This window comes from Streptomyces sp. Tu 3180 (assembly GCF_009852415.1).
GTDB lineage: Bacteria > Actinomycetota > Actinomycetes > Streptomycetales > Streptomycetaceae > Streptomyces.
In genome coordinates this window covers 7,427,328-7,452,293 of record NZ_WOXS01000002.1, presented here as the reverse complement: position 1 = coordinate 7,452,293, position 24,966 = coordinate 7,427,328, and the positions used below count along the sequence as shown (strand labels likewise).

The window sequence follows — 24,966 nt, the reverse complement described above, 5'->3', positions numbered from 1 at the left end:
GTACGGCGCGGGGTGCGTGGAGTCCTCGTACGCGCCCGTGCACGTGGTCCGCCGGACGGTGGGTGGCTTCCGCGGCCGGCGCCCAGGGGCACGCCGGACCTCCGCGGCGCTCGCGTGGTCCCCCGGTGCGGAGGACACGGAACGCCCGCCGGCAGAGGGCCGGCGGGCGTTCCGTGAGGAGCGCTGCGGAGAGGACCGGTCAGTGACCGGCCACCGTGCCGGACAGTTCGTTGGTGCTCTTCGGCAGGGTCACGGACGCCAGCTTCTCGCCCGATTCCAGGTCGAAGGCGTGCAGTCGGCGCTTGCCCGGCTCGGAGACGTACGCCGTGTGGTCGCGGACGAAGAGGGTGGGCCGGGGCTGCTGCCAGTCCAGGGGCTCCGTCCAGTCGCCCACCGCGTCGATCTTCCTCTCGACCTTTCCGGTCTCCGGGTCGATGACGTGGAGCATGCCGTCGGTGCCGAGCACGAGTGCCTCGCCGTGCGGGCCGCGGGCGAGGGAGCGGAAGGAGTAGCTGGTGCCGAGGTCGACCAGCTTCATCTTCGCGGTGCGGGTGTCGATCAGCGAGATGCGGGTGGGCCGTTCCAGTTCCGCCTCGGGGTCGGTCTTGTAGTCGCCCAGCAGGATCGGGGAGATGTCGCTGCCCGCCTGGTTGCCGGTGCGGGCGTAGTCGTCGGGGGCGTCGACCTTGGTGAACTCGCCGTCCTTGTAGAGCAGGACGCCGTCCTCGCAGCCGAGAGCGACCACCTCGCCCTTCGCGGCGGCCTCGCCGTGCACGCCCGGGCAGTTCTCGGCGCGTGCGATCTCCTTGTTGTCCTCGTCCAGGACGAGGGCGCCGGTGCGCTTCTCCTCGGTGCCCAGGGTGGTGACGAGTTCGCCGTCGGCCAGTTCGATGGCGACACCGTGGTGGGGCTCGGCGGAGGTGTAGGTGCGGGTCCGCGGCTTGGTTCCGTCGCCGAGTTCGGCGGGGTCGAGGACGTTCACTTCACCGGTGCCGTCGGTGAACAGGACCGTCCTGCCGGCGTGCCGCACGACGTGACCGGGCTTGGCTCCCTCGAACCCGGTGTCCGTGAAGGTCTGCCGGGCGGCGTCGAAGACGCGGAAGCCGGTGTCGGTGGAGACGACGACGTGGTCCTCGTCGCCCGCCGGGTTGACCCGGTTGAAGCCGGGCAGCTCGATCGTCTTCGCCGGCTCCAGGGTCTCGCCGTCGAGGACGTACAGGCCCCCGTCGAAGGTGGCGACCAGCGGGTTGTCGACCGTGGCGGCCTTGCTGCTCTTCGTCTGCTTCGGCTCGGCCTCGGACGAGGCGTCGTCGTTTCCGCCGCAGGCGGTCAGCGCCACGGACGCCGCCAGGGCGAGGGCCGCGCCCGTGAGCGTTCTGGCGCGCGTCGACTTGTTCATGGTGTGTGCTTCCTCTCCGGCCCCGGTGGGGGCGGGTTTCGGGGGTGGAGCGGCCGGTGTTCGGTCCGCCGGGCCGCGGGGTGGATTCGTTCAGTCGCCGGTGAGGCCCTCGGCCACGGCCGTGGTGTTGGCGCGCATCATCTCCAGGTAGGTGCCGGCGCCCTCGCCCTTCCCGGTCAGCGACTCGGAGTACAGCGCGACGACGTCCACGTCGCCGCCCGTCTCCCGGCGCAGGACCTCGGCCAGCCGGGTGGGCTGGGAGGAGTCGGCGAAGACGGTGCGCACCCCGGCCTGCTCCATGGCCTGGGTGAGGGAGCGCAGGTCGGAGGAGCTGGGCGAGGCGAGGGTCGTGCCGCTGGGGATGACCGCGCCGATCACGCGGAAGCCGAAGCGGTCGGCCAGGTAGCCGAAGACGTGGTGATCGGTCACCAGGGCACGCCGGTCCTCGGGAATGGCCGCGAAGGACTTCTCCATCCAGGCGGTGAGGTCGGCGAGTCGTCCGTCGTAGCGTTCGGCGTTGTCGCGGACGGTGTTCTCGCGCACGCCGTCCACGTGTTCGACGACCTGGTCGGCGATCAGGCCGGCGGCCTTGCGCACCCGGTCGGGGTCGGTCCAGAAGTGCGGGTCGGGCTCTCCGGCCTCGTCGGCGGGACCGCCCTCGGCCCCGGTGTGGAAGGTGAGCGGGTCCGCCGCCTCGCCGGCCGCGAAGGTGGCCACACCCGATTCACGGGCCGCCTCCACGTGCCGCAGTACGTTCTCCTCCAGCCCGAGCCCGTTGTGGACGACCAGGTCCGCGTTCTCCAGCTCGGCGGCCTGCACGGCCGACAGCCCGAAGGAGTGCGGATCGGTGCCGGGTTTCATCAGCACGCTGACGTCCGCCTCGTCCCCGACGATCTCCCGGGTGATGTCGCCGAGGATGTTGGTCGTCACCACGATCCGGGGCCGCTCGTCGCCGCTCGCGCAGCCGGTCGCCGTGGCGGCGGCGACGAAGGAGGTCACCAGGGCCGGCAGCAGGGCGCGCACCCGCACTGCCCCCGTCCGCGCGCTCATCGGCCCGTCTCCGCCATCAGGGACGGCCGGACGTCCAGGTCGAACGTGCGGGCGACGCGGAGGTCGTCGTTGTAGTCGATCTCGTACACGCGCCTGCCCGACGGGTCGTTGAGGTAGGCCCGGCTCCGGTCGACCTCGATCACCGGTGCCGCCGTCCCGCCGGTGGCGGCTTCCGGGACGTCCTTCAGCAGGGGGCCGGTGACCGCGGTCTCCTTCCCGGTGGACATGTCGTAGCCGTGCAGGGCCCCGTCGGTCTCCAGGACGAGCAGCGGGGAGCCTTCGCCCGCGGTGTTGGCGGCGACGACAGGGCCGGTCTCCACCCGGGTCCAGGCACGCTCGGTCACGTCCAGGACCCAGACGGCGTCCTTCCCCGCGCGTGCGGTGAGCGTGGTGCTGCCCGGGCGGTGCCGGAACTCCGTGGCCCGCTCCGCCTTCGGCACGTCCTCGCCGTACGGGATCCTCTCGGCGGTGAAGGCGCCGTCGTCCTCGTGGACGAGCAGGGCGCCGTCGGCGCAGCCGAGGACGATCCCCCGCCGGGTGACCGCGTCGCCCCTGGGGTCCTCGCACTCGGACTCCGGAGCGGCGACGCGCTCGCCCGACCGGTCGAGCACGACGACCCTCGCGGGGCCGTCGCCGTCGCGCGTGAGAGCGATCAGGTGGTCCGCGTACGGCACGACGGCCCCGGCGTAGCTGCCCGGCAGCCGGTCGGGGGTGCCGGGCGCGCCTTTCTCCAGATCGGCGCGCAGGTGGACGCCGGCCCGCCCGTCCGCCGCCGTGACCACCGTTACGCCGGCGTCGCTGCGGACGCGCGTGCCGGTGCCGCCCGGGAGTTCGCCGGCCTCCTGGATCTTCGCGCGGTAGTAGTGCACGTGGTCCCCGTGGTCGACCGTCCACGCGCCGCCGTCGAGGACGTGGGTGCGGTCCGCGCCGTGGAAGTAGCCGAAGCGGCCGTCGGTGGTGAGCCGGGTGACGCCGGCTCTGCGCGCGGTGTCGTGGACCTTCCCGGTGATCAGGTCCAGTACCCGGGTCTCGCCGGTGCCGGGGTCACCGAGGAGGAGCCGGGACTGCTGCTCGGCCGCCTCGGTGGCGCCCTCGACGTGACCGTGGGGGGTGGCGGAGGAAGAAGGGTCCCCGGGGCCGGACTCGGTGTCGTCCCGGCCCGCGCAGCCCGCGGTCAGCAGGACCACGGACAGGAGTGCCGGAGCCAGGGATGTGACGTTTCTTCGGACGAACAAGGAGATCGCCTCAGGTTTCGTTCGGTCGGGTCGCGGGGGCGTTCGCGGTGAACACGGCGGCACGGGCGGGGAGACCGGCGCGGCGCGCACGACGGCGGTGCCGGAACCCGGACGCCAGGTGGGACAGGAAGAAGAGGCTGACCGCGAGGGCCGAGACGGACGCGCCGGCCGCGGTGCCCAGATGCCAGGAGAGCAGCAGGCCGCCGAAGGTGGCGGTCGCGCCGAGGACCGCGGCCAGGGCCATGACACCGCTCACGCCGCGCGCCCAGGGCAGGGCCGCCGCCGGCGGGGCGATGAGCAGGCCGAGGACGAGCAGCGTTCCCACGATGTGGAAGGAGGCGACGATGGCCAGGGCCAGCAGCCCCAGCAGCACGGCATGGGCCGGCCGGGGGCGCAGGCCGAGCGTCCTGGCCTTGCGCTCGTCGAACGCCAGGGCCAGGAAGGCGCGGTGACCGAACACCGAGACGGCCAGTGCCAGCAGCAGCGCCGCTCCGAGGAGGACCAGGTCGCTCTCGCGCACGGCGAGCACGTCGCCGAAGAGGAACCCGGTGAGGTCCACCGCGAAGGACTGCGAGCGCGACACGATGATGACGCCGAGGGACAGCATCCCGACGAACAGCAGGCCGATGCCGGTGTCCTGGGACAGCCTCGGGGTGCGGTTGAGCGCCGTGACGCCGGCGGTCATGACGGCCGCGCTCACCACCGCCCCCACCAGCAGGTTGCCCCCGAGCAGGGCGGCGACCGCGACGCCCGGCAGCAGACCGTGGGACATGGCGTCGCCGAGGAAGGCCATCCCCCTGAGCACCACCCACGTACCCGCGAGGGCGCATATCGCCGACACCAGAATCCCGGCCCACAGGGCCCGTTGCACAAAGGCCGCCTCGAAAGGGGCCGTCAGCCATTCCATGCGAGGAGCCTACAATGACAATCATGTTCAAAAAACATCGCTCCGAGTCGCCCGGCACCGGGACGGCGGGCCGGCGCGTCCGCTTCACCGACCTGGACGCCGGCTACCCGGGCAGACCCGTGCTCCGCCGACTCAGCGCAGACATACCGGCGTCGGCCATGACGGCACTCGTCGGGCCGAACGGGAGCGGGAAGTCCACCCTGCTCGGTGTCCTCGCCGGCGTGATCGACGCCACATCGGGCCGGCTCCGGTACGCCGAGGGTCGTCCGCCGGCCTTCGTTCCGCAGCGCGGCGCCGTCGGCGACGCGCTCCCCCTCACGGCGCGGCAGACGGTGGAGATGGGCCGCTGGGGCGAGCGGGGGCTGTGGCGGCGGCCGACCCGGCACGACCGGGCGGTGGTCGACTCCGCCATGGAGCGACTGGGCGTCGCCGACCTGGCCGCCCGCCAGCTCGGCGAGCTGTCCGGTGGGCAACGCCAGCGCGTCCTGATCGCGCAGGGCCTCGCCCAGCAGTCCGACCTGCTGCTGCTGGACGAGCCGACCACCGGGCTCGACCCCGGGGCCCGGGAACGGATCACGACCCTCCTGACGGACCTGGTCGCCGACGGCACGACCGTCGTCCAGGCCACGCACGACCTTCAGGCCGCCCGCTCGGCGGACGCCTGCCTGCTCCTCAGCGACGGACGGCTGGTGGGCCAGGGCCCGCCCGGGGAGGTACTCACCCCGGCGGCCCTGTCCCGGATCTGGCAGCCGGCGTGAACCGGCCGGACCGGACCGGTGCCGCCCCTCGCGCGTCCACCACCACGGTGTGTGCCGTGGGGTGCCGCCGGGATCCACCGGAACCCGCGGGCTCCGCCCAGGGGGGTCACGAGGTGCCTCGTCACGCCGGGCGGGCCCGGCACCGCGCGATCACCGCGCCGACGGTCACCGGCGGGCCGGGCACGGACGGTGCCCGAGGTGAAGGGCGGTGGGAGGACCCGGGCGCGGGACCGGACCGGGGTGAGCCTTGTCACCTCGTCCAGGCACGTGTTGACAGGCCGGGTGGCCGATTTGCTAGCTTCCGAAGGTCCTGTCATGAGGGTCGGTCCTGGTACCAGGCTGCCTGAACTCCGAGGAGCCTCATGCGTGTCTGCCCGAGCGCCGGCCGCCCGGCGCGGAGCGGACGTCGGGCCGTCACGACCGGCGGGACAGCACGGCACCCTCACGTTCCACCACGCTCACGCGACGCCCGTCCGCTCGACTCGGGCCCGACCGTCCCGGACCGGCGTCACGAGGCGCTGACAACGGTGTCAGCCACGTTGTCGGGGACCGGGGACGCGGGCGTCCGGCCCGCGCGGCGGCGGTCCGTCCCGGGAGACGGCGGAGCGGGGGAACGATGAGCGGCCACTTACGGGGGTGGGCGGCCGGATCACGGCTGCCGCGTGGACGTCCGCTCCTCCTGAGACGTCAGACCGCGATCATCAGGGGATCTTGCATGACATCGCCATCGATACGCATCGTCATAGCGGACGACCACAGCCTGGTCCGTGACGCACTCAGCGAACTGCTGGGCGCTCAGGCGGGGATCGCCGTCGTCGGGCACGCGGCCTCCTGCACCGAGGCGGTCCGGGTCGTGCGCGTGCTGCGGCCCGACCTCGTCCTGCTCGACCTGCGCATGACCGGTCGGCGGGGCGGCGAGACGGTACGGAGGATCCGGCGGGCGGCTCCCGCCACCCAGGTCCTGGTGCTGTCCGCCCGCAACTGCCCCCGCGAGACCGGGGAACTGCTCGCGGCCGGGGCCGGCGCGTGCCTGCACAAGGGCGTCGGCCGCGGCGAGCTGCTGCGCGCCATCGGCACCGTGTGCGCCGGCCGGTCCGCCGCCGTGCCGCCGTCGCCTCCGGACGGCCCGCGCCCCGTCGCGTCGCCGCTCGCGTCCCGGCCGGCGGCCGACTTCTCGTTACGGGAGCGCGAGGTACTCGGCTGCGTGGCCTCGGCGATGAGCAACCGTCAGATAGCGGTGGCCCTCGGCGTCACCGAGGGCACGGTCAAGCGGCACCTGCACAACGTGTACCGCAAGCTCGGTGCCGTCTCCCGGGTCGACGCCGTCAACAAGGCGGTGGCGGCGTCCCTGATCCCGGACCGGCCGCCGCTGCCCGCAATGGGGGCCGGCCGTACCGCCACGGTCGTCGCCGCGGCGGTACGGCCGGCCGGGCCGGGGCCCGTCGCTCAGGTGACCGTCGGCGGTCGCCGCAGCAGCGCCGCCGCCACCGAGCCGTCCGCTCCGACCGACGTCACCAGACCCCAGCGGGCCCGTCCGGGCGCCGCCTCCTGCTCCCAGAAGCCGAGGAGGGCGGCCAGCTGAAGGGCCGCGCCCGCGCTGTGGGTCTCGCCCAGCACGTCCTGCGCCCGCAGCACCACGGGACGGCAGCCGTCCAGGGCACGGCCGCGGCCCCGCGCCTCGACCGCCGGCCAGCCCCGCAGTGCGGTGGCGCCGGCCGACACGACCTCCACCTCGTCCGGCGCGGCGCCGCCGGCCGTCAGGGCGTCGGTCACACAGCGGGCCAGCGCCTCGGCGACCGCGCCGGGACCGTCCTCGGGCGGGGCGAAACCGGTCTCGCACGCGAGCAGTTCCGCCGTCGTCCCGTGGCCGGTGCCGGTGCCGCGTTCCAGGACGAACACCGCGCCGCCCTCGCCGACCGGGTGCCCGGCGGGCGCTCCGGCCCGGTGCCACGCCCAGGCGGTCTGCGGGCTCAGCTCCTCCATGGCGCCGGCCAGCACGCGGGTGGCCTGGCCGGTGAGCAGGGCGTTGCGCGCGTACCGCAGCGCCGACAGGCCGGAGATCCGGCCGCCGGCCAGGGAGGCGTTGACGCCGGTGAACCCGTGGCGCATCGCGACCTGGCTGGCGGCGTGGTTGAGCAGGATGCCCGGGAAGAGCGCCGGGCTGACCAGGTACGGCCGCTCCTGCTCGTAGGTGTCGCGGAAGAACTCGCCGATCGCGCGGGCGCTGCCGGCGCTGGTGCCCAGGACCACCCCGGTGGTGGACCGCTGCTCCTCGGGCACGGGCTCCGGCAGGGCGCGCAGGGCCAGCTCGCAGGCGGTCATGCCGAGCACGGCCGTGCGGCTGAGGCTGCTCAGGCCCTTGCGCCCGAGGTGCTCGCGCGGGTCGAAGTCCGGTACCGGCAGCAGGCGCAGCGGCGGCAGCGGCTCGCCGGCCGGCGCACCGGCGGGCTCGGCGGTCCCCTGCTCCCGGGGCGGCAGCGTCCCGGTCCGCAGGGCCTCGCCGAGCGCCTTGCCGCCGACACCGGCCGGGCTGAGCACCCCGTAGCCGGTGACGGTCACGACGGTGGACGGGTCCCGGTCCGTCGCCACGGCGTCCGATGTCACGGCACCCGTCAGTGCGGTGTCCGTCATTGCGGCCTCCCCAGGATGACGATGGCGTTGTTGCCGCCGAAGGCGAAGCCGTGGTTCTCCACGATCCGGGGCCGCGTCCGCCGGGCCTCGCCGGCGACGCAGTCCAGGTCCGGCCCCAGCGCGGGATCCGGGGTCCGGACCGTGGCGGTGGGCGGCAGGAAGCCCTCGTGGAGGGCCGCGCAGCAGGCGAGGGCGCCGAAGCCGCTGGCCGCCCCCATGGTGTGCCCCAGCATCGACTTGATGGAGCTGATGGGAGGGACGCGGTCGCCGAACACCTCGCGGACCGCGGCCACTTCGGTGGTGTCGTTGGCCCGCGTGCCGGTGCCGTGCGCACAGATGTAGTCGATCTCGTCCGGCTTGACCCCGGCGTTGTGCTGGGCGCGGCGGATGCACTCGGCGATGCCGTCGCGGTCCGGCTGCGTCGGGTGCTTGGCGTCGCAGGTGAGGGCGTGGCCCAGCACCTCGGCGTAGACGCGGGCCCCGCGCGCCCGCGCGCTCTCCCAGGACTCCAGGACCAGTGCGACGCCGCCCTCGCCGGTGAGGATGCCGGCCCGTGCCTCGTCGAACGGGCGGCAGGCGTCGGGGGCGATCGCGCCCAGGCGGTGGAAGCCGGCGTGGGTGGCGCGGTTCACCGCGTCGGCGCCGCCCACCACCATCACGTCGGCGGAGCCGCCCCGGATCTGGTCGAAGCCGTATCCGAGGGCGTAGTTGCTCGCCGCGCAGGCGGTGCCGAACGTCTGGGCCTCGCCCCGCAGCCGCAGTTCGGTGTTGACGGCCGCCGCGATGCGGTCGGCCGGTGCCTGCGCGACCAGGCCGGGGTCGGTCCCGGCCGGGCCGCGCTCCAGCCACTGTTCGGTCAGTTCCTGGAAGACGCGGGCCTCACCGTTGGTGGTGCCCATGGCACTGCCCGCCCGGCGGGCGGACAGCTCGGCCGTGTCCCACCCGGCGTCCCGCACCGCGAGACGGGCGGCCGCGGCGGCGAACTGGCTGCTGCGGCCCCAGCGTCGCGGGTCGAGGCGTTCCAGGTGCTCCTCCGGCACGAAGCCGTGGACCTCACCGGCCTGGGTGTGGTCGAACCCGGAGGCGTCGAAGGACCGGATCGGCGAGATGCCGCTGCGGCCGGCCCGCAGGGAGTCGATGAACGGCCGGGCGCCGATGCCCAGGCTGCTCACCGCGCCGAGTCCGGTCACGACGACGCGGTGTGTCGCCGTCTCAGACACCCGCTGCCTCCGCGGACGGCTGGTGACGGGCGACCAGGTCGTAGGCGGCCCTCAGGTCCTCCAGCTCGGTCATCTCCTCCTGCGGTATGCGGATACCGAGCTGCCGCTCGAAGCGGGAGAAGATCTCGATGGCCATCAGGGAGTCGGCGCCGAGGTCCTCCAGGCTCTTGTCCTCGACGAGCTCGTCGGCCGGGACCTCCAGGACGTCCGCGACGATCTCCCGGACCCGGGTGCGCAGTTCGGAGGAGAGCGACGACGTCAGGTCGGACATGGTGGTGGTTTCCCTTCTCTGCGGACGGGTGCGATGCGGAATGCGGCGGGCGACGGCGGTCCGGAAGCGGTACCGGTCATTTCCGCCGGCCCGGGTCAGCATGCTGCCACGGCAATGAGAGCCTGCCGACAGGAATCCGGCGAATATGATCCGCATTCCATTCCGGTTTTATGTGCCGTCTATTTCGACCCGGGTTTTATGCGCCGTCGACTTCCCTTCCAGAGAATGCCCGCTGCCAGGACGGTGGCGTCCGGCTGTCGACTTGAAGGGGCTTGCACCGATGAGACCGCCCGTACCCGTGGGTATCACCTCAGTCGCCCTGTGGCTTCCCCCCGGACGCGACGTCGCCGCCGACGCGGTGACCGAGGGCCGGCTGGAGGCGCGGGTGGCGAGGGACCTGGGGCACCGCCAGCTGCCCGTGGCCGAGGACGTGTCGGCTCCCGACATGGCGGTGCACGCCGCGTCCGAGGCGCTGCGCCGGTCGGACGCGGTCGCCGGCGACCTGGCCCTGCTGTGCCACTCCTGGATGTACTACCAGGGCCACGACCTGTGGTCCCCGCCCCACTACATCGCCGACCAGCTGGGCGCGCACGCCGCCCTGCCGGTCGGCGTGCGGCAGATCTGCAACGGGGGAGCCGCCGCGCTGGAGCTGGCCGTGGCGCGGATGTCCCTGGAGACCGGCGTACGGCACGCCCTGGTCACCACGGCGGACCGGTTCGTCCCGCCGGGCTTCGACCGCTGGCGCAGCGACTACGGCGCCGCGTACGGGGACGCGGGGACGGCGGTGCTGCTGCGGCAGCCCGCCGCCGCCTCCGACCTCCTCCTGCTGCGCTCGCTGCACAGCGCCGCGGCGCCGCAGCTGGAGGGCATGCACCGGGGCACCGACCCCTTCGCCCGGCTGCCCCGGGACGCCTCCCCCGTCGTCGACATGCGCCGCACCAAGCGGCTGTACCTCAAGGAGCACGGGACGGACGCCTTCCACAAGATCAACCGCGACATGATCCGGCACGTCCTGCGGCGGGCGCTGCGGGACGCCGGGGTGCGCCCGGACGATCCGCGGATCCGTCTGGTGGTGCTGCCCCGGCTCGGCGCCAAGGTGCTGGACACGGCCTGGATCCCGGTCCTGGGCGGGCTGCTGCCCGCCCCCGCGGCCGACTGGGGCACGGACACCGGTCACCTGGGCACCGGTGACCTGGCGGCCGGCCTGCACGACCTGCTGCGCCGTGAGGCCCTGCGCCCCGGCGAGGTCGCGGTGCTGCTCAACGCCGGCGCGGGGTTCACCTGGACCTGCGCGGTCGTGGAGGCCGCGCGCCGCTGAGCGGCCGCCGTGCGGGCCGCGCGCCACCGAGCGAAGGCCACAAGGGGCCCGCCCGAGGACCGGGCGGGCCCCTTGTGGTGTGTTCAGCCCACGGTGCGCCAGGCGCCGGCCGGGACGTGCGGGAGGGGGCGCAGCCAGCCGGGCCCGGCGGGCGCGGGCCCGGCGGGCGCGGGCCCGGTGCCGTCCGGCGGGCCGCCGCGCAGCAGGAGGCACAGGACGGCGGCGGTCGCGGCGATCTCCTCCGGCGTCGGCCGGCCGCGGACGATCCGGAACTCGGGGGCGGGGTGCTCGGTCACGGCGGTCTCCCTCACATCGGCGGGTTGCCGTGCTTGCGCGGCACCAGGTGCTCCTGCTTGGTGCGCAGGGCCCGCAGCGCCTCGGCGACCACCGCCCGGGTGCGCCGGGGGTCGATCACGTCGTCGACGAGGCCGCGTTCGGCCGCGTAGTACGGGTGCATCAGTTCCTCCCGGTACTTCTGCGCCAGGATGCCGCGCGTGGTCTCGGGGTCGTCCGAGGCCGCCACCTCCCGCCGGTGGATGACGTTGACCGCGCCCTCCGCGCCCATCACGGCGATCTCGTTGGTGGGCCAGGCGTACGACAGGTCGGCCCCGACGGAGCGCGAGTCCATCACGATGTACGCGCCGCCGTAGGCCTTGCGCAGGATGACCTGCACCCGTGGCACGGTGGCCGCGCAGTAGGCGTACAGCAGCTTCGCCCCGTGCCGGATGATGCCGCCGTGCTCCTGCGAGGTGCCCGGCAGGAAGCCCGGCACGTCCACCAGCGTCAGCAGCGGGATGTTGAACGCGTCGCAGAGCTGGATGAACGAGGCGCCCTTCTGGGAGGCGTCCACGTCCAGCACGCCGGCCAGGTGCCGCGGCTGGTTGGCGAGGACGCCGACGGTGCGGCCGTCGATGCGGGCGAGCGCGCACAGCAGGTTGGGCGCCCACCGCTCGTGCACCTCCATCAGCTCCCCGTCGTCGACGAGGCGCTCGACGACGGCCCGCATGTCGTAGGGCTGGTTGGGGTCGGCGGGCACCAGGTCGAGCAGGTCCTCGTCGAGGACGTCCACGGGGGGCGCCGGCACCGACGGCGGCAGCTCGCGGTTGTTGGAGGGCAGCAGCGAGAGCAGGTAGCGGACGTCCTCCAGGCACGACTCCTCGTCGTCGTGGACGAAGTGGGCGGCGCCGGACAGGGCGGCGTGCACGTCCGCGCCGCCCAGCTCCTCATGGGTGACCTTCTCGCCGGTGACGGTCTCCACCACGTCGGGGCCGGTGATGAACATCTGGGAGATGCCGCGCACCATGAACACGAAGTCGGTCAGCGCCGGCGAGTAGGTCGCCCCGCCCGCGCACGGCCCGAGCATGACGCTGATCTGCGGGATCACTCCGGAGGCGCGGACGTTGCGGCGGAAGATGCCGCCGTAGCCGGCCAGGGCGGTGACGCCCTCCTGGATCCGCGCGCCGGCGCCGTCGTTGAGGCTGACCAGCGGGGCGCCCGCCGCCTCGGCCATGTCCATGATCTTGTGGATCTTCGCGGCGTGGGACTCCCCCAGCGAGCCGCCGAAGATGCGGAAGTCGTGCGCGTAGGCGAAGACCGTGCGGCCGTGCACCCGGCCCCAGCCGGTGACGACACCGTCGGTGTGCGGACGGCGCAGCTCCAGCCCGAAGCCGGTGGCGCGGTGCCTCCTCAGTCCCTCGATCTCGACGAAGGTCCCCTGGTCGAACAGGGCCTCCAGCCGCTCGTGCACGGTCAGCTTCCCCCGGGCGTGCTGCGCCCGGGTCGCGCGTTCGCCCGGCCCGCCGCGCACCTTCTCCCGCAGGCGCAGCAGTTCGTCGGTCCGCTCCCTCATTCCTGTCTGTGTCATCGGCGGACATCCCTCCCTTTTCTTTTCCCGAGCGGATCCAGGTGACGGGCCGCATCATGTGGCGGGTGGATGAAAGCCGGTTAAAAGCTGCCGATCCCGCGGGCGGCAACAGGCACCGGGGCATTGGTTCGACGTCTTCTTTACGCGCCTTTCATGTGCGCCCCGGAACATCGTGTCGGCACCGAAACACAAGGAGTTCCGACATGACGACAGTCACCGAAGTCGTCGAAGAGGCGGCGACACCGGATCCGCCACCGCCGCCCGCGGCGGCCGACGCCGCGCCGGAGTTCGTGCGCACCGTCGACCGCCGGCTGGTGCACCGCGCCGCGGTGAGCGAGGTGTTCGTCACCGACCTGCGGCGCGACGGCGACGGATTCCTGGCGGGGGCACAGCTTCCGCTGTCGCACGGCTACTTCGGCGATCACCTGCGCCGGCCGGCCGCGTTCGACTTCCTGCTCCTCCTGGAGTCCGCCCGGCAGGCGTGCACCGCCGCCGGACACCTGTACTACGGGGTGTCCCGGGACACCGTCTTCCTCGTCAACGGCTTCTCGGTCCGCATCACGGACCAGGACGCCCTCACGGCCGGGACCCGGCCCGGCGAACTGGTCCTCGAGGGCGGCGCCGTGCGCGACGAGGGCAAGGGCGGGCGGCTGCGGGGGGTGCGCTTCGACGTGACCCTGAGCCTGGCCGGACGGCGGGCCGCGCGGATCGGCATCGACACCAGCACCGCGGCGGGCGAGGACTACCGCAAGCTCCGCTTCCTCCAGCGCAGGTCCACTCCCCCGGTCACCGAGGACCTGGACACCACCGCGGCCGGCCGGCCCGCGGACGCCGCCGCCGTGGGGCGGCGCAATCCGCTCAACGTCGTGCTGGGCGAGCCGGTGCGCGAGGGCGGCGCCGTGTCCGCGCCGGTCGAGCCGCGGTGGGAGAACCGCAGCCTGTTCGACCACTCCTACGACCACATCCCGGCCATGGTGCTGGTGGAGGCGGCGCGGCAGCTGGCCCATCTGGCGGACGTGCCCGTCACCGCGCCCGTGACCGCGTGCACGGCGCGCTTCACGCGCTTCGTCGAACTGGACAGCTCCGTCACGGCCACGGCCCGCGCGGCCCGGCCCGGCGCCGGTTCCCCGACGCCGCCGTGCGGTCTGCTCGTGGAGTTCCGGCAGAACGGGGCGACGGTGGCCGAGACGGAGCTGGACTTCGGCCCCGCGGCCGGCGAGGAGGGGGCATGACCGCGACGTCCGCCGTACGGGCGGTCTGGAGCGACTTCGGGGGCGTACTGACCCCGCCCGTCGACCGTGACCTGGAGGACTTCTGTGCCCGGGAGGGGCTGCCCGCCGCGGCGTTCCGCCGGGCGATGGCCGAGGTGGCCCGGCCCTTCGGCGGGGACGTCATGGCCCCGCTGGACACTCCGCTGATCAGTGAGGAGGAGTGGGCCCGCCGCATGGCGGCCGAACTCGCCCGGGACACCGGGGTGGAGGCCGACCTGTCCGGCTTCGGCGAGCGGTGGTTCCGGGGGCGGCGGACCAACGACGCGTGGCTGCGCTTCCTGCGCGAGCTGCACGACGGGGGCCTGTTCGTCGGCATGCTGTCGAACATGCCGCCGGCCTGGGACCGGCAGTGGCGCCGCATGATCGAACCGGACGGCCTCTTCGACGCGTTGGTCCTGTCGTTCGAGGTCGGCTCCCGCAAACCCGAGCGGCGGATCTTCGAGATCGCCGCGGAGGCCGCGGGGGTGCCCGCGGAGGCCTGTGTGCTGGTCGACGACTCCGCGGCCAACTGCGCGGGCGCCGAGGCGGCCGGCTGGCGGGCCGTGCACTTCACCGACGCCGAGCAGGCGGCGGCCCGGTTGCGTCCGCTGCTGGCCCTGCCCTCCGGTGTCTGAACCGGCGGACCGCTGCGGCAGACCGCCTTCCACCATGTGTCCCGACCACAGGAGACCATCGTGTCGAGAACCGTTCTGATCACCGGCGGGAACCGGGGGATCGGGCTCGCCGTGGCGCGCGCGTTCAGCGCGGACGGCGACAAGGTCGCCGTCACCCACCGCACCGGGGAACCGCCCGAAGGGCTCTTCGCCGTGCGCTGCGACGTGACCGACCGCGACTCCGCCGAGCGCGCCGTGTCCGAGGTCGAAGCCCAGTACGGCCCCGTCGAGGTGCTCGTCGCCAACGCCGGCATCACCCGGGACGGACTGGCCCCGGCGATGCGGGACGACGACTTCGAGGACGTGCTGCAGACCAACCTGGTGGGGGCGTTCCGCATGGCCCGCCTGGTCGCCCGGTCGATGATCGGCGCCCGGCGGGGCCGGATCGTCTTCATGTCGTCCGTGATGGGTTTCCTCGGCTCGCCCGGCCAGACCAACTACGCCGCGTCCAAGGCCGGATTGCTGGGGCTGACCCGCTCGCTCGCCTGGGAGCTGGGGTCGCGCGGCATCACCGTCAACATGGTCACCCCCGGCCTCATCGAGACCGACATGATCCGCGACGTCACCGACAAGCGGCGGGACCAACTGCTCAGCCAGACCCCGCTGCGCCGCACCGGCACCCCCGAGGAGGTCGCCGAGGTCGTCCGCTTCCTCGCGAGCGACGGCGCCTCGTACGTCACCGGGGCCGCCGTTCCCGTCGGGGGCGGTCTCGCCATGGGCCAGTAGCGCCCCGGTACGCACACCGCGCACCGCACACGAACCACATGGCCATCGCATCACCGCACACCTGACCGACGAAACGAGAGGAGCAGATCGTGACGACCCACGCCCTGACGGATGAGGACGTCCGGCAGATCGCCGTGGACATGGGGCTGATCTTCAACGACGGGGACGAGGAGGCCGCGCACCGGCTCGTGGCCGAGGACTTCGTCGACTGGGAGGCCCCGGAGGGGGCGCCGCGCGGCCCGGAGGCGTACGCCAACACCGCCCGGTGGATGCGCAGCGTCTGGGAGGACGCCCGCTGGGAGATCGTCGACTCGTTCGCCAAGGGCGACAAGGCGGCGCTGCGGGTGATCTTCACGGGCCGGCAGGTCAAGGACTTCATGGGGATCCCCGCGACCGGCAAGCGGGTCCGGGTCCAGCACATCCACCTCTACCGGATCGCCGACGGCAAGGTCGTCGAGCACTGGGCGGTCCGGGACGACCTGGAGCTGATGCGTCAGCTCGGCGCGTGGGACAAGCCGCTGGAGGGCGCGCCCAAGCCGGCGCCGCGCGCCTGACCCGGGACGTCCTCCCTCTCCGTCTCCCCCCTCGAACGTGTGGGCGGCACCGGATCGGTGCCGCCCGCACGGCGTTCCCGCGTGCCGGGTGCACCGGATCCCGCACACCGGGTGCGGCCGGGTACTCCGGGTTCCCGGACGCCGCGGACCGGCCCGCACCCTGCCCCTCCCCCGACGCCCCGCCGCCCCCGCCGCCCGGACGGCGGCGGGGGCGGCCCGCTCACCGCTTCAGCGGCCCCACGCCGCTCAGCAGCGTGTCCACGACGGCCGCGGCGAGCGCGTCCGGGTCGATGGCGCTGGCCGCACGCTCCTGGATCGCCTGCTCGATCAGCGCGTGGTAGACGCGCTGCGCCCACACCAGGTCCGCACCGGGACGCAGCAGCTCCGCGTCCCGGGCCCGTTCCAGCAGCTTCATGCCCTTGGCGAAGATGCGGTCGTGCGCGGCGACGGCCTCGGGGTCGCGCAGCTGGGGCTGGTGGACGGCGAACCGCCAGCTGCTCTTGGCCTCGATCACGTTCGCGGTGACCTGGTGGAGCGCCACCATCGGCGGCGCGGTCTCCGGCCGCCCCGCGTCGATGGCCTCCTCGACCTGCCGGAAGGCGTGCGAGGCCATCGCGTCGAGCAGGGCCTCGCGCGAGAGGAACCGCCGGTGCACGGTGGTGCGGGCCACGCCCGCGGCGGCCGCGATCTGGGCCAGGCTCGCGGCGGGATCCTCGCTCAGCACGCGCTCCGCGGTCTCCAGGATCAGCCGGACCGTGCGTTCGGAGTCCGCACGCAGCGGCCGTTCTTTGGTGGTGTCCGGCACGGTGCCCGCCTTTCTGCCCTGCTCTCGGCGTTCTGCTGACTCTACCAACCTACACCCGAGTAGCAGGTACGTGAATAGTTGCAACATCGTGTTGCATCTTCGCGAGTTTCGACTACAGTCATGTGTCGACTAGCGACGGAGTTGCAACCAACAAGGAGTGTGAATCTCGTGTCGCACGACCAGCAGGACTGGATGGAGACGTACGAGTTTCACGACGGGGTCACCGCGAGCGGCCCCGCGGAGCTGCAGAAAATCGGCGTCCTCAGGATCGGCCGCCCCGACGCCCGGCGCGTGCTCGTGCTGGTGGGCGGCCGCGAGGGCGGCGCCGCGGTCTTCAAGCACACCGCGCGCTGCCTGGCCAAGGCCGACGACGACCTCCAGGTGTGGGCGGTCGACCGCCGTGAGCAGAACCTCGCGGACCTCTCCGGCTTCTCCCGCAGCCCCGAGGAGGCCACCGAGTACTACCTGGGCGGCCGGTACCGGGCCTGCGAGTCCAAGGACCACCTGTACGCGGCGCAGTGGGGCCTCGGCGTGCTCGTGGAGGACCTGCGCCGCGTGGTCCGGGCCGCCTCGGACGGCGGGCGGCGGGAGGTCGTCCTCGGCGGTGTGTCCGTGGGCGCGACCGCCGCGCTGTCGTACGCCGCCTGGGACTTCGACGGCGCCCCCGGCCACCGCGACCTGGCGGGCCTGGTCGTCGTCGACGGCGGTGTGCACAACGCCTACGCGGGCGCCGGCATGGAGTTCGACCTGCCGCTGGCCGCCGCCGAGGGCTGGCTCGCGCAGATCGAACAGGGCGCGGTCTTCGAGGACTTCACCAGCACCACGGTCGGTCTGGGCACCCGGCCCGAGGACGCCGCCGTCTGGTTCCAGCTGGCGGCCCAGCACGCCCTGGCGGATCCGCAGGCCCCGGCCGTGCTGGCCGACCGGCTGCCCGAAGCGGTCCGCACCGACCGCAAGCTGACCAACGCGGGCCTGCTGGGCTGGCTGTTCGACGCCGAGCGCGCCCACCCCTCGTTCTCGGTGAGGGCCGGCACGCTGGAGGACAGCGGCGTCTGGAGCGACGGCGGCCCCACCCGCCTGGCCACGATCGCCGAGGCGTTCGCCGGCCCGCGGCCCGGCGCCTGGCTGTGGTACACGCTCAACCGGGTGCTGCTCGACTACGTCGCAGCCCTGCCCTTCACCGAGACGGACGTCACCCGGCGGCTCGGCCTGCGGCTGACCCACACCGCCGGCCTCGACATCCCGCTGTACGCCTTCCAGTCGGGTCTGACCAACGGCACCACCGGGCAGGCAGCCGCCTCGGTCGCCGCCGGCAGCCGGATCCCCGAACTGGCGCTGTACTCCGACACGGCGCTGACCCACCAGGACGTGGTGTACGCCCGCTGGGAGGACAACCGCTTCCTCCAGACCCTGTCGCAGTGGCTGCGCAACCTCCCGGCACGCGACCGCTGACCGGCACGCGCGCCCGGGCGGCGGGGCCGTCCCCGCGGCTCCGCCGCCCGGCGGAACCCACCCCGGACCTCACCTCGGATCTCACCTCGGAAGGAGCAGCAGTCCGATGACTGCCGTCACCGCCCGTGAAGCACCTCCACGGGCCGGACTCACCCTCTTCGCCCTGTGCCTGGCCGTCTTCATCGTTCCCTACGGCCTCAGCAGCCCTCCGGTCGCGCTGCCGGCGATCGGCCGCGACCTGGACGCCGGCGTCGTCCCCCTCCAGTGGGTGGTCAACTCCTACAACGTGATGGCCGCCAGCTGCATGATGGCCGCGGGCTCCATCGCCGACCGCATCGGCCGCAAGCGGGTCTTCGCCTTCGGTGTCGCCCTGTACGGCGTCTCGTCGCTGGTCGGCGCGCTCGCTCCGCACGTCGTCGTCCTCGACGTGGCACGCGGTGTCTCGGGTGTGGCCGCGGCCTGCATCATGACCGCCGGCGTGTCGGTGATGGCGAACATGTACGAGGGCGCCGCCCGGACCAAGGCGTTCGCCTACGTCGGGGTCACCATCGGCGCGGGCCTCGCGCTCGGTCCGACGACCTCCGGCCTGCTCGCGTCGGCGCTCGGCTGGCGTTCGGTGTTCTGGATCCACGTCGCCATCACGGCGCTGTCCCTGCTCGGCTTCCGCCTGGTGCAGGAGTCCAAGGACCCGGAGGCCAACTCCGTGGACTGGCCCGGCACGATCACCTTCACCGTCGGCCTGTTCCTCTTCACCCTCGGCGTCATCGAGGGCCCGCAGTGGGGCTGGGGCAGCCCGCAGGTGCTGGGGCTCTTCCTCGGCTGCGTGGTGTTCCTGGCCGCCTTCGTCGCGGTGGAGCGGCGCCAGCGGATGCCGATGTTCGACCTGAGCCTGTTCCGGGAACCGCGCTTCATGGCCGTCAACCTGCTCGCCACCGCGGTCTCCTTCGGCTTCGTCGGCCTGATGGTCCTGCTGCCCTCCTACCTCGTCGGTGCCAACGGGCAGAGCGACGGCGAGGCGGGCCTGACCATGCTGCTGCTGACCGTTCCGGTGCTGGTCTTCCCGCTGATCGCCGGGCGCCTGGCGCAGGCCGGGGTCGGCATGCGCAGCATCCTCAGCTCCAGCCTGGTGCTGGTGGCCGCCGGCTGCGCCTGGCTGACGGTGGTCCACCCGGGCATCGGCCTGCTCGGCCTGGCCGGTCCGCTGCTGGTGGTCGGCATCGGCATCGGCCTCATCTACGGCTTGATGGACGGCGCGGCGGTCAGCACCGTCCCGCCCACCAAGGTCGGCATGGCCAGCGGCATGTTCAACACCATCCGGCTCGCCAGCGAAGCCGTCGCCGTGGCGGGCATGGTGGCCGCGCTCGTCTCCCTCGTCCAGAGCCGGATCTCCGACGGGCTGGCCCGCTTCGCGACCGAGGCCGGCCTGCGCACCCGCGAGGTCGCCGACAGCGTGGCCAGCGGCGACGTCGACGGCCCGGTCGGGGAGGTGGCCACCGGTCTGCGCAGCGAGTTCGCGGACTTCCTGCGCACCGGGTACACCGAGGGCTTCCGGATCGTGCTGTGGTGCGCCGCCGCCATCTGCGTCGTCAGCGCCGTGGTGCTGCACCGCATCCTCACCGACCGGCCGGACGACGCCGGTCGGGACACGGCGGAGGGCGAGCGCGCCGGGGCCCCGGCCGCGGAACGCGGCGAAGCCCCGGCCGCGCCGAGGACGGACGCCACCGTCTGACGGCCGGACCCCGACGGCCGGCGCCACCGCCGGCGGCCCGACGCTCCGTCCGGCGGCCGGCCGCACCGTCCGAGGGCCGGCGCCACCGGCGAGGCCGGCCCTCCCCCACTCGTTCGCCGCCCGGTGCCCGGCGCCCGGGCGGCGAACGCGCTCGCTCCCGCGGATTTCGCTCCCTTTCCGCGTGCACAGCGTTGCGCCCGCACCGGCGTGGCGGAATTCACACACCGGCGCCCCGGAAAAGCAATGGTGAAGAGCCGGGGGTGGGATCAACCTTCGTTGTACTCCCTTGAAAGCACTCTTCACGTGTGTGAGCCTTTTGTCGAAAGGTTGTTGGAGTGAGCGCGAACTCAAGGATCCCAGTGCTTCGGTTCAATATTCTCGGCCCGCTGGCCCTCACCTGGAATACTGAGACCATCACCGTTCCGCGGGGCCCGAAAGTCCGTCAACTGCTGAGCCTTCTGGTGCTCCAGCCGGGAGCGGTGGTGTCACACGGCACACTGGTGGACGAACTGTGGGGCAAGGAACCTCCGAAGACGGCACTCTCCACGGTGAGAACGCATGTGTACCACCTGAGAAAAATCCTGCGCGAGGCGCTCGGCGAGCGAACGGCGCACGACCCGATCGAGACCTGGTCGACCGGCTACATCCTGCGGGCGCTGCCGGAGCAGGTGGACGCGGAGAACTTCCAGCGACTGGCCCGCCAGGGCGAGGCGCTGCTCAACCGCGGTGACCTGGCGGAGGGTTCACGCCTGGTCAGACAGGCCCTGGCCCTGTGGCGCGGCGATCCGCTGGCCGACGTGGCCAGCGGTCCGGTGCTCACCCAGCACGTGCGGCACCTCGAGGAGCTGCGCATGCGGACCCTCCAGCTGCGCATAGACGCCGATATGCGCATGGGCCTGCACTGCCAGATCTCCGCCGAACTGAAAAGGCTGGTCGCCTGCCACCCGCTCGACGAATGGCTGCACGGGCAGCTCATCACGGCGCTTTACCGCAGCGGTCGGCGGGGCGACGCCCTGCACGCCTATCACGACATGCGGAGCCTGCTGAGGGAAGAACTCGGACTCGACCCCTCACTGGAACTCCAGACGCTGTACCAGGCGATACTGTCGGACAAGGCGGGGAATCGCTGTTTCGTCCGTTCCCCGGTCGCCGCCGCGGACCGGCTGTTCGCCGGAGAAATGCACCGCGCATCCTGACTCCCGGCCCCCGGCCCGCCTCACCCGGGTGATTTCCCGCATTCCCGCCGCCCCGCCCTCCGCCGGGGAATTCCTGGACGCGAAGCGGACGCCATTCACCCGGGTCACCCCACACCGTCCCATCGACCCCGCTACCGGAAAGGCACTCCCATGATCAACGGACTGCGGCGCGTGCACCGGGCGCTCCTGCCCGCCGCCCTCGTCCTCTCCACCGCCCTGCTGCCCTCCACGGCACTCGCCGCGCCCGTCGCGGCCGGCGCGGACGGCACCGGACCGGCCGCGGCCGACGCGGCGCTGCCGTCCGTGATCAGCGGCTCGGGCACGGCCATCCACCCCGAGGGCGTCACGTGGGACCCGACGCGCTCCGCCTTCCTCATCGGTTCCCTGCGCTACGGCACCGTGTCCGTGGTCGGCGCCGACGGCACGCCCCGCACGCTGATCGACGACCCCGAGCTGATAGCGACCGGCGCGATCCGCGTCGACGTGCCCCGCAACCGTCTCCTCGTCACCTACGACGACGTCTACGCGGGCCCGGACGCCCTGCTCAGCGTCGGCTCCACCCCCGAGACCCGCGGACGCCACGCGGGGCTGGCCGTCTACGACCTGCGGACCGGGAAGCTGCACAAGCGCATCGACCTCGGCGAGGCGCCCGGTCTGCACCTCGCCAACGACATCGCCCTGGACCCCCGCGGCAACGCCTACGTCACGGACTCCTTCTCCGGCCACATCTTCAAGGTCACGCCGTCGGGCCAGAAGTCGACGTTCCTGTACGACCCGGCGCTGGACGCCGGCGCGGACGAGAACGGCCTGCCCAACGTCGGTGTGAACGGCATCGTGTACCACCCCGACGGCTACCTGCTGGTGGTGCGCTACGACACGGGGGCGATCTTCCGGATCCCGCTGGACCGGCCCCGGGACTTCCGCGAGGTCGACCTCGAGCAGCGGATCCCCGGTGCGGACGGCATGGCCCTCGCCCCGGACGGCACCCTCTGGGCGGCGACGAACACCATCCGCTCCACCGGCATCGACGGGGTCTTCCGGCTCCGCTCGGACGACGGGTGGCGCACCGGCCGCACCCTCAGCGCCCAGGCGTCGCCGGAGGCGGCACCCACGACCGTGGCCATCACCCCGTCCGGCGGCTACGTGCTCAGCAGCAACCTGAACGTCCTGTTCGGCAGCGGCGGCTCGCAGACCCGGGACGGCTTCGTCCTGCGCCGCTACTGAGCGCGGGCGGCCGTCCCCGGAAGGAACCACTGCGCAGGAACACGGGAGAGAACGCATGGAACGCCGATTCCTCGCCGGTCTGGAGGTCTCCGCCCTCGGCCTCGGCTGCATGGGCATGAGCGACCACTACGGCGTGCCCGACGACACGGAGTCCCTGGCGACGATCCGGCGCGCGCTGGACAGCGGCGTGACGCTGCTGGACACCGCCGACATGTACGGCCCGTTCACCAACGAACGCCTCGTCGGCAGGGCCGTGGCCGGCCGCCGGGACGAGGTCGTCGTCGCCACCAAGTTCGGTGTCGAGCGGCTGCCGGACGGCACGGTCAAGGGCATCAACGGCCGCCCCGAGTACGTGCGGGCGGCCTGCGACGCCTCGCTGCTGCGGCTGGGCGTCGACCACATCGACCTGTACTACCAGCACCGGGTCGACCCGAAGGTGCCCGTCGAGGAGACCTGGGGCGCCCTGTCCGAACTGGTCGCGGCGGGCAAGGTGCGGCACCTCGGCATCTCCGAGGCGGCCCCCGGCACGGTGCGCCGGGCACACGCCGTCCACCCGATCACCGCGGGGCAGTACGAGTACTCGCTGTTCACCCGCGACATCGAGGACGCCCTGCTGCCCACCCTGCGGGAACTCGGCATCGGGCTGGTGGCCTACAGCCCGATGGGCCGCGGACTGCTCACCGGCCGCATCGCGGACACCGACGCACTGCCGTCCCACGACGTGCGGCACCTGTCGCCGCGCTTCCGCCGGGAGAACCTGGACGCCAACCTCGCGCTCGTGGACGCGCTGCGGAAACTGGCCGCGGACCACGGCGTGACGGCCGCCCAGCTGTCCCTGGCCTGGCTGCTGGCCCGGGGCACCGACGTCGTGCCGATCCCGGGCACCAAGCGGCGCGCCTACCTCGACGAGAACCTCCGGGCGCTGGAGCTGGAGCTCACCGGGGAACAGCTGGCCGCGATCGAGGCGGCCGTACCGGCCGCGGCCGTCGCGGGTGAGCGGTACGACCCGCCCCGCATGGCCACCGTCAACATCTGAACGAAGTCCGTCAACCAGGAGACACACATGAACGTCACTGTCCTCGGGGCCACCGGCGCCACGGGCCGGCGCGTCGTCGGGCGGCTGCTCGCCGACGGGCACACGGTGCGCGCGGCGGTGCGCGACGCCGCGCGGGCCGAGAAGCTGTTCGGCGCGGACGTCACGACCGCCGTCGTGGACCTCTCCGCACCCGGCGCCGCCCTGGCCGACGCGTTCGCCGGAACGGACGCGGTGATCAACACGGCGGCCACGCGCAGCATGGACAAGCGGCAGGCCGAGCTGATCGACCACCGGGGCGTCGCCGCCGCCGTGGACGCGGCGGTGGCCGCCGGGGTACGGCGCTGGGTGCAGCTGTCGATGTGGGGCACCGCCGACCCCAGCCGTCTGCCCGGGTACCTCCGCGACACCGGACACGCCAAGCTGGCCGCGGACACCCACCTGGAGAAGTCGGAACTCGACTGGACGATCGTCCGGCCGCCGTGGCTGAACGACAGCGCCCCCGGCGGCCGCGTCACCGTGGGTGACGAGGTCGAGGAGGGGTCCCTGAGCCGTGAGGACCTGGCGACCGTCCTGGTCTCCTCGCTGGACCACCCGGCCACCGTCCGCCGCGCCTTCGAGGTGACCGGCGGCGGCCGCCCGATCGCCGACGCCCTGGACTCGCTGGCCTCCTGAGTCCGCCCCCGCCCCGCCCGGTGAGGCCGTGGGAGACGGACGCCCTCCCCGGTCCGCCGCGACCGGGGAGGGCGTCCGTGACGTCGCCGAAGCCGCTCCCGGCGTCAGTCCGGGTCCGTCGTGGAGATCACCATCATCTTGGTCACGGTGCCGTCGTCACCGATCACGTCGCGCACGTGCCGGAAACCGAGCCGGCGGCAGAGTGCCAGGCTGGCGGTGTTGCCGGCGCCGACCATGCCGTAGGCCTCCTTCAGGCCCAGGTTGTCGGCGGCGTGGCGGAGCAGGCCGCGGACCACTTCGGTGCCCAGGCCCCGGCCCCAGTGCCCGGGGGCGAGGGCGGTGATCAGTTCGTGGCCGTCGACGTTGCCGGTCCTCTTCACCTCCGCGTGGCCGACGTAGACCTCCTCGTGCCACAGCCCCCACACGTCGAACCTGCGCTGCGGGTAGACGTCGGCGAGGATGGCGCGGAACAGCGTGCGGATGTCGGCCTCGGGCACGCGCTCCTGGCCCATCCAGCGGCAGACCTCCTCGTCGCGCAACAGGGTCACGAAGACGTCCTCGTCCTCGGGGCGGTAGGGCCGGAACGTGAGTCGTTCGGTGTGCAGGACCGGTGTCATGACGGCTCCTCGGGACGGAACGGGACGGAGGGGCAGGGCGGGGCCGGGGCGCGGCGGCGCACCCCGGCCCGTCCCTCACGGCTGCGCGGGGCGCGTCAGGCCCCGGCGTTCTCCATGCGCTCCCGCAGGCTGCGCGGGCGCATGTCGGTCCAGACCTCGTCGACGTAGGCGGAGCACTCCGCCTCCGTGCCCTCCTTGCCGACGGACTGCCAGCCGGCCGGCACCTCGACGTCGACGGGCCACAGCGAGTACTGCTCCTCGTCGTTGCGCAGCACCTGGTAGCGGGTGTTCTCGTCCATGTCTGTCGGTCTCGCTCTCTCGGATCCGATGGGGTTCGGGCAACGGGCCGGTGGTGGGGCGTCCGGCGGTGGGGCGCGG

24 protein-coding genes and 1 pseudogene are annotated in these 24,966 nt (G+C 73.3%); 13 read left to right on the top strand and 12 right to left on the bottom strand.

All coding sequences use genetic code 11. From position 1 onward, the window contains the following. Positions 1-199: 199 nt before the first annotated feature. From aztD to aztB, 4 genes are all read right to left on the bottom strand, one after another. Positions 200-1,399, bottom strand: coding sequence for a zinc metallochaperone AztD (gene aztD, locus GL259_RS33790; RefSeq protein WP_159537071.1), 1,200 nt, complete (start codon positions 1,397-1,399; stop codon positions 200-202). 90 nt (positions 1,400-1,489) lie between these two features. Continuing rightward, positions 1,490-2,449 (bottom strand): zinc ABC transporter substrate-binding protein AztC, encoded by a 960-nt coding sequence (gene aztC, locus GL259_RS33785; RefSeq protein ID WP_159537069.1) that lies wholly within the window; start codon positions 2,447-2,449, stop codon positions 1,490-1,492. Continuing rightward, positions 2,446-3,684 (bottom strand): hypothetical protein, encoded by a 1,239-nt coding sequence (locus tag GL259_RS33780; RefSeq protein WP_159537067.1) that lies wholly within the window; start codon positions 3,682-3,684, stop codon positions 2,446-2,448. Before GL259_RS33780 ends, aztC begins: the two co-directional genes overlap by 4 nt. A 10-nt stretch (positions 3,685-3,694) precedes the next feature. After that, the gene (gene aztB, locus GL259_RS33775) at positions 3,695-4,591 is read right to left on the bottom strand and encodes a zinc ABC transporter permease AztB (RefSeq protein ID WP_159537065.1); all 897 of its coding nucleotides are present in this window, start codon (positions 4,589-4,591) and stop codon (positions 3,695-3,697) included. 14 nt (positions 4,592-4,605) lie between these two features. Here aztB and aztA point away from each other — a divergent pair, with 14 nt between their 5' ends. Together aztA and GL259_RS33765 are read left to right on the top strand one after the other, a co-directional pair. Next, positions 4,606-5,349 carry a zinc ABC transporter ATP-binding protein AztA gene (aztA, locus tag GL259_RS33770; protein WP_159537063.1) on the top strand — a complete coding sequence of 248 codons (744 nt, stop codon included), beginning with the start codon at positions 4,606-4,608 and terminating at the stop codon, positions 5,347-5,349. A gap of 616 nt (positions 5,350-5,965) precedes the next feature. Continuing rightward, a pseudogene (locus GL259_RS33765) lies at positions 5,966-6,670 on the top strand (response regulator transcription factor); the annotation flags it as partial. Between the two features lie 125 nt (positions 6,671-6,795). Here GL259_RS33765 and GL259_RS39415 read toward each other — a convergent pair. The 3 genes from GL259_RS39415 to GL259_RS33750 are packed head-to-tail and all read right to left on the bottom strand — an operon-like array spanning position 6,796 to position 9,471. Beyond that, positions 6,796-7,980, bottom strand: a complete 1,185-nt coding sequence (locus GL259_RS39415; RefSeq protein ID WP_159537059.1) for a beta-ketoacyl synthase N-terminal-like domain-containing protein — start codon at positions 7,978-7,980, stop codon at positions 6,796-6,798. Beyond that, positions 7,977-9,200, bottom strand: coding sequence for a beta-ketoacyl-[acyl-carrier-protein] synthase family protein (locus tag GL259_RS33755; protein WP_159537058.1), 1,224 nt, complete (start codon positions 9,198-9,200; stop codon positions 7,977-7,979). The genes GL259_RS39415 and GL259_RS33755 overlap by 4 nt, the downstream gene beginning before the upstream one ends. Then, positions 9,193-9,471: an acyl carrier protein gene (locus GL259_RS33750; RefSeq protein WP_159537057.1), complete on the bottom strand. Its 279-nt coding sequence runs from the start codon at positions 9,469-9,471 to the stop codon at positions 9,193-9,195. The genes GL259_RS33755 and GL259_RS33750 overlap by 8 nt, the downstream gene beginning before the upstream one ends. 298 nt (positions 9,472-9,769) lie before the next feature. On the opposite strand from GL259_RS33750, the gene GL259_RS33745 reads away from it, so the two are divergent. Continuing rightward, entirely contained in the window at positions 9,770-10,789 is a 1,020-nt protein-coding gene (locus GL259_RS33745; RefSeq protein ID WP_208026552.1) for a ketoacyl-ACP synthase III family protein, read from the top strand. Between the two features lie 83 nt (positions 10,790-10,872). On the opposite strand, the gene GL259_RS33740 is transcribed toward GL259_RS33745, so the two are convergent. Both GL259_RS33740 and GL259_RS33735 read right to left on the bottom strand, forming a co-directional pair. Continuing rightward, positions 10,873-11,085 carry an acyl-CoA carboxylase subunit epsilon gene (locus tag GL259_RS33740; protein ID WP_159537055.1) on the bottom strand — a complete coding sequence of 71 codons (213 nt, stop codon included), beginning with the start codon at positions 11,083-11,085 and terminating at the stop codon, positions 10,873-10,875. Between the two features lie 11 nt (positions 11,086-11,096). Continuing rightward, on the bottom strand, positions 11,097-12,653 hold the full coding sequence (locus tag GL259_RS33735; RefSeq protein WP_243762470.1) for an acyl-CoA carboxylase subunit beta: 1,557 nt from the start codon (positions 12,651-12,653) through the stop codon (positions 11,097-11,099). Between the two features lie 203 nt (positions 12,654-12,856). Here GL259_RS33735 and GL259_RS33730 point away from each other — a divergent pair, with 203 nt between their 5' ends. From GL259_RS33730 to GL259_RS33715, 4 genes are all read left to right on the top strand, one after another. Beyond that, the gene (locus GL259_RS33730) at positions 12,857-13,885 is read left to right on the top strand and encodes an AfsA-related hotdog domain-containing protein (RefSeq protein WP_159537054.1); all 1,029 of its coding nucleotides are present in this window, start codon (positions 12,857-12,859) and stop codon (positions 13,883-13,885) included. Continuing rightward, on the top strand, positions 13,882-14,538 hold the full coding sequence (locus GL259_RS33725) for an HAD-IA family hydrolase (protein ID WP_159537053.1): 657 nt from the start codon (positions 13,882-13,884) through the stop codon (positions 14,536-14,538). The genes GL259_RS33730 and GL259_RS33725 overlap by 4 nt, the downstream gene beginning before the upstream one ends. A gap of 60 nt (positions 14,539-14,598) precedes the next feature. Further along, positions 14,599-15,303 carry a 3-oxoacyl-ACP reductase FabG gene (gene fabG / locus GL259_RS33720; RefSeq protein WP_159537052.1) on the top strand — a complete coding sequence of 235 codons (705 nt, stop codon included), beginning with the start codon at positions 14,599-14,601 and terminating at the stop codon, positions 15,301-15,303. An 89-nt stretch (positions 15,304-15,392) separates the two neighbouring features. After that, entirely contained in the window at positions 15,393-15,857 is a 465-nt protein-coding gene (locus GL259_RS33715) for an ester cyclase (RefSeq protein WP_208026551.1), read from the top strand. Between the two features lie 220 nt (positions 15,858-16,077). On the opposite strand, the gene GL259_RS33710 is transcribed toward GL259_RS33715, so the two are convergent. Beyond that, positions 16,078-16,662, bottom strand: coding sequence for a TetR family transcriptional regulator (locus tag GL259_RS33710; RefSeq protein ID WP_243762469.1), 585 nt, complete (start codon positions 16,660-16,662; stop codon positions 16,078-16,080). A 168-nt stretch (positions 16,663-16,830) separates the two neighbouring features. On the opposite strand from GL259_RS33710, the gene GL259_RS33705 reads away from it, so the two are divergent. The 6 genes from GL259_RS33705 to GL259_RS33680 all read left to right on the top strand — a co-directional run bounded on the left by GL259_RS33705 (position 16,831) and on the right by GL259_RS33680 (position 23,971). After that, a complete protein-coding gene (locus GL259_RS33705) occupies positions 16,831-18,114 on the top strand; it encodes an alpha/beta hydrolase (RefSeq protein ID WP_159537050.1) in 1,284 nt (427 codons plus the stop codon). Positions 18,115-18,220: 106 nt separating this feature from the next. Then, positions 18,221-19,843, top strand: coding sequence for an MFS transporter (locus GL259_RS33700; RefSeq protein WP_159537049.1), 1,623 nt, complete (start codon positions 18,221-18,223; stop codon positions 19,841-19,843). Positions 19,844-20,202: 359 nt separating this feature from the next. After that, positions 20,203-21,039, top strand: a complete 837-nt coding sequence (locus tag GL259_RS33695) for an AfsR/SARP family transcriptional regulator (protein WP_208026550.1) — start codon at positions 20,203-20,205, stop codon at positions 21,037-21,039. A 150-nt stretch (positions 21,040-21,189) separates the two neighbouring features. Continuing rightward, entirely contained in the window at positions 21,190-22,263 is a 1,074-nt protein-coding gene (locus GL259_RS33690; RefSeq protein ID WP_159537045.1) for an SMP-30/gluconolactonase/LRE family protein, read from the top strand. Between the two features lie 55 nt (positions 22,264-22,318). Continuing rightward, positions 22,319-23,299: an aldo/keto reductase gene (locus GL259_RS33685; RefSeq protein WP_159537044.1), complete on the top strand. Its 981-nt coding sequence runs from the start codon at positions 22,319-22,321 to the stop codon at positions 23,297-23,299. 27 nt (positions 23,300-23,326) lie between these two features. Then, positions 23,327-23,971 carry an NAD(P)H-binding protein gene (locus GL259_RS33680; protein WP_159537043.1) on the top strand — a complete coding sequence of 215 codons (645 nt, stop codon included), beginning with the start codon at positions 23,327-23,329 and terminating at the stop codon, positions 23,969-23,971. A 104-nt stretch (positions 23,972-24,075) separates the two neighbouring features. On the opposite strand, the gene GL259_RS33675 is transcribed toward GL259_RS33680, so the two are convergent. Continuing rightward, positions 24,076-24,588, bottom strand: a complete 513-nt coding sequence (locus tag GL259_RS33675; RefSeq protein ID WP_159537042.1) for a GNAT family N-acetyltransferase — start codon at positions 24,586-24,588, stop codon at positions 24,076-24,078. 95 nt (positions 24,589-24,683) lie between these two features. After that, the gene (locus GL259_RS33670; protein ID WP_159537041.1) at positions 24,684-24,887 is read right to left on the bottom strand and encodes an MbtH family NRPS accessory protein; all 204 of its coding nucleotides are present in this window, start codon (positions 24,885-24,887) and stop codon (positions 24,684-24,686) included. Between the last annotated feature and the right edge of the window lie 79 nt (positions 24,888-24,966).

What these genes read in the sequence shown, in the direction of transcription:
- aztB (WP_159537065.1), bottom strand. Translation starts at nt 4,591, where the DNA reads ATGGAATGGCTGACGGCCCCTTTCGAGGCGGCCTTTGTGCAACGGGCC.
- GL259_RS33750 (WP_159537057.1), bottom strand. Translation starts at nt 9,471, where the DNA reads ATGTCCGACCTGACGTCGTCGCTCTCCTCCGAACTGCGCACCCGGGTC.
- aztC (WP_159537069.1), bottom strand. Translation starts at nt 2,449, where the DNA reads ATGAGCGCGCGGACGGGGGCAGTGCGGGTGCGCGCCCTGCTGCCGGCC.
- GL259_RS33680 (WP_159537043.1), top strand. Translation starts at nt 23,327, where the DNA reads ATGAACGTCACTGTCCTCGGGGCCACCGGCGCCACGGGCCGGCGCGTC.
- aztA (WP_159537063.1), top strand. Translation starts at nt 4,606, where the DNA reads ATGACAATCATGTTCAAAAAACATCGCTCCGAGTCGCCCGGCACCGGG.
- GL259_RS39415 (WP_159537059.1), bottom strand. Translation starts at nt 7,980, where the DNA reads ATGACGGACACCGCACTGACGGGTGCCGTGACATCGGACGCCGTGGCG.
- GL259_RS33670 (WP_159537041.1), bottom strand. Translation starts at nt 24,887, where the DNA reads ATGGACGAGAACACCCGCTACCAGGTGCTGCGCAACGACGAGGAGCAG.
- aztD (WP_159537071.1), bottom strand. Translation starts at nt 1,399, where the DNA reads ATGAACAAGTCGACGCGCGCCAGAACGCTCACGGGCGCGGCCCTCGCC.
- GL259_RS33690 (WP_159537045.1), top strand. Translation starts at nt 21,190, where the DNA reads ATGATCAACGGACTGCGGCGCGTGCACCGGGCGCTCCTGCCCGCCGCC.
- GL259_RS33725 (WP_159537053.1), top strand. Translation starts at nt 13,882, where the DNA reads ATGACCGCGACGTCCGCCGTACGGGCGGTCTGGAGCGACTTCGGGGGC.
- GL259_RS33730 (WP_159537054.1), top strand. Translation starts at nt 12,857, where the DNA reads ATGACGACAGTCACCGAAGTCGTCGAAGAGGCGGCGACACCGGATCCG.
- GL259_RS33700 (WP_159537049.1), top strand. Translation starts at nt 18,221, where the DNA reads ATGACTGCCGTCACCGCCCGTGAAGCACCTCCACGGGCCGGACTCACC.
- GL259_RS33735 (WP_243762470.1), bottom strand. Translation starts at nt 12,653, where the DNA reads ATGACACAGACAGGAATGAGGGAGCGGACCGACGAACTGCTGCGCCTG.
- GL259_RS33675 (WP_159537042.1), bottom strand. Translation starts at nt 24,588, where the DNA reads ATGACACCGGTCCTGCACACCGAACGACTCACGTTCCGGCCCTACCGC.
- GL259_RS33685 (WP_159537044.1), top strand. Translation starts at nt 22,319, where the DNA reads ATGGAACGCCGATTCCTCGCCGGTCTGGAGGTCTCCGCCCTCGGCCTC.